Origin of the sequence: Psychrobacter coccoides (genome assembly GCF_017498085.1) — a bacterium.
In the GTDB taxonomy this organism is placed as follows: Bacteria; Pseudomonadota; Gammaproteobacteria; order Pseudomonadales; family Moraxellaceae; genus Psychrobacter; species Psychrobacter coccoides.
Genome location: NZ_JAGBKM010000045.1, coordinates 1 through 2,759, shown reverse-complemented (window position 1 = coordinate 2,759; position 2,759 = coordinate 1). Strand labels below are relative to the sequence as shown.

The 2,759-nt window shown below is 41.5% G+C and carries 3 protein-coding genes and 1 pseudogene; 3 read left to right on the top strand and 1 reads right to left on the bottom strand.

Annotation, left to right across the window (positions count from 1 at the left end; genetic code table 11):
• A pseudogene (locus J3492_RS12960) lies at window positions 1-483 on the bottom strand (RNA-guided endonuclease InsQ/TnpB family protein); the annotation flags it as partial.
• Window positions 484-1,041: 558 nt separating this feature from the next.
• Here J3492_RS12960 and J3492_RS12955 point away from each other — a divergent pair.
• The 3 genes from J3492_RS12955 to J3492_RS13335 are packed head-to-tail and all read left to right on the top strand — an operon-like array spanning window position 1,042 to window position 2,754.
• Window positions 1,042-1,866, top strand: coding sequence for a dicarboxylate/amino acid:cation symporter (locus J3492_RS12955; RefSeq protein WP_243453262.1), 825 nt, complete (start codon window positions 1,042-1,044; stop codon window positions 1,864-1,866).
• A gap of 44 nt (window positions 1,867-1,910) precedes the next feature.
• Window positions 1,911-2,249: an IS630 transposase-related protein gene (locus J3492_RS13340; protein WP_243453171.1), complete on the top strand. Its 339-nt coding sequence runs from the start codon at window positions 1,911-1,913 to the stop codon at window positions 2,247-2,249.
• Window positions 2,233-2,754 (top strand): IS630 family transposase, encoded by a 522-nt coding sequence (locus J3492_RS13335; protein ID WP_243453170.1) that lies wholly within the window; start codon window positions 2,233-2,235, stop codon window positions 2,752-2,754. Before J3492_RS13340 ends, J3492_RS13335 begins: the two co-directional genes overlap by 17 nt.
• Window positions 2,755-2,759 lie beyond the last annotated feature (5 nt).

Here is a 2,759-nt window from a genome sequence, read left to right as displayed (position 1 = left end):
ATCTTGTACCAGCTCACAGGTGTTAATGGTATAGAGCGAGAGGTTATAGCTATCCCATAAGTCAATGATCAGCTTTTTGCCCTTAGCTAAGCTGAATTGCAGGGTGCTTTTTAGAGACTTTTTACCGCTTTGGCGCGTACCGATATGTTTAATAGCGGTTTTCTTAAAGGGTATCCATCCAAGCGATCTGCGCTTAGCTTTTGGATTGTTGGTGCGCCAGTTGAGTTTGGCTTTTTTAAATTGTTTTCGGCTTTTGGCGTGAACCTCACCAATAGCTTGTAAAGTCTGACTGTGTAGGTTTAGACACTCACCTGCGCCTTTGGTATAGGCTGCTAGATCATAAGCTGAAAAGAACAGTCCTGTACGCTGTAGATGCTTAAAACTTAGCTCATTGACGTAATTCCACACAAAGTTAACCGACCCAGCCAAGATGGTGAGCTGAGCAGCATGTTTGTCTTTGATACGGAGTTTAAGCGTTTTCATAGGGTTTAGTATGATCTCAATAAGCGCTGTTGACAAGGCAAGATTGATCTTAGATGACAACGGTTGACGCCTGATATCCACGCCCTAGAAGGACGTGGTTTTACGGCGTTAGATGATAAATATTTTGTTTCATACCCATAACAAACCGTTTAGAATGAAAATGGCTATTTGTGAATATATGGTGGCGATAAGGAATATAGTCAGTTGAAAACAAAACTGTCATAAATTCAAAAGCGCTACTGGTATAATTTTCCTTGCTTGCTGCGTTCCCAGAGGCTGCGCAAAATTCATCCCAGTAGCGCTGTAACACTTTCAAATTGAGCCTACTATATCTCTCAAAGCTGAAACAATAAAACTTAAAGGTAAAAAAATCTTGCAGTGCCCCTAACAATTCTTTTATATTGTGCTCGAAAAATAGCATCTAGTAAGCAAGTCAACAGACAATATTAGGGGCTGTCGAACATTCGACCGTGACTGTGATAAAAAACACGCTCATCATTATACTGATTTGGGCACCATGTTTCTTACAGGATCGTTATACTAAAAAGGATATTTATTATGTGGAAAAAACTGGGACTGACAGGCAAGATCATCGTTGCCATGGTGCTCGGTATCATACTGGGTTTATTTATAAACTACTCTGGACTAAACGCTGAGGGTGGATTTGTCAGCACTTATATCACCAATGGGTTGCTTGCAATCATTGGTAAGCTGTTTGTCAACTCTCTCAAAATGCTGGTCGTGCCCTTAGTACTTATCTCACTGATTTGCGGGGTATGTGGTATCGGCGATATCCGCTTGCTAGGCCGTATCGGTACCAAGACCTTCCTTATCTATATGATGACCACGGCGCTGGCAATTGCTACCGCCATTGGTCTTGGCTCATTGTTTGGTATCGGTAAAGGTATGGACATCGCAACTGAGGCGACGTTTGAGGCCAAGTCTGCACCACCGCTACTGGATGTCTTTTCCAACATTGTTCCGTCCAACCCCATCAGTGCGATGGCCAATGGCGATATGTTATCGATTATCTTCTTTGCGATCTTAATTGGTATCAGTATTTTGATGGTTGGTAAGCCTGCTAAAGGTTTGGTGCAAAGCCTAGAGCTGATCAATGAGGTCATCTTAAAGATGGTCACCATCATCATGAACCTAGCACCTTACGGCGTCTTTGCCCTCTTAACCAAAGCGATGGCAGAGCTGGGACTAGATCTCATTTGGTCATTACTCGGTTATGTCGCCGTCTTGATCGGCTCTTTAGCTTTCCACTTTTTTATCACCATGATGATCGTCCTAAAGCTGTTTTCTGGTCTATCAATCAAGACTTTTTTGGCAAAAATGCGTGAAGTACAGATCTTTGCTTTTATAGTAAATCTTAGATAAAACCGATACAATATTTATAACCAATTCATTTAGTGAAATAAACGATGACCTATTCAATCGACTTTCGCAAACAAGTGTTACGAAGCATTACCGATGGCATGACCATTCGAGAAGCAGCTAACTTTTATCAGCTTAGCACAAGCTCGATTCATAGCTGGCAGCAGAGCTTAGTTCCTAAAACAACCAGAAATAAAGCACCGACTAAAATATCAAATGAAGCCTTACTGAAAGATGTTAAGCAGCATCCAGACGATTATATGTACGAGAGAGCACAGCGTTTAGGCTGTAGTAAGTCAGGCATAGAAGCCGCATTAAAACGCCTTAGCATCAGTCAAAAAAAAGACCTTAAAACATCCAAAAGCCTGTTTGATAAAAAGAGCTAAGTATCTCAATCATTTAAGTAATTATATGACTCAAGGCTATCCCATCGTTTATATGGATGAAAGCGGCTTTGAGGCTGAAACTATCAGACCTTACGGCTATGCACGGATAGGTAAACCCTGTGTCGACAGCTACAACTGGCAAGCAAAGAAGCGTACGAATGTCATCGGTGCTCTCTATAAAAAAATGCTGTTTGCGCTTGATTACTTTGAGACCAATATCAATAGTAATATATTTTATGACTGGTGTAAGTTCACACTTATTCCAAGTCTTAAAACCAAGAGCGTGATTGTCATGGATAACGCTCGGTTTCATAAAAGCAGACGTATCCAAAAACTACTCAACAGACATGGCCATCGTATTCTTTGGCTGCCGCCGTACAGCCCTGATCTGAACCCTATCGAGAAGAAGTGGGCACAGGCTAAGTTTCTACGCCAAGGGTGGATGGAGAATAATCTGCCTAAACTGTTTCAGGATATGGGCTGTTCCAGTTTTATTGTGGATTGACTATA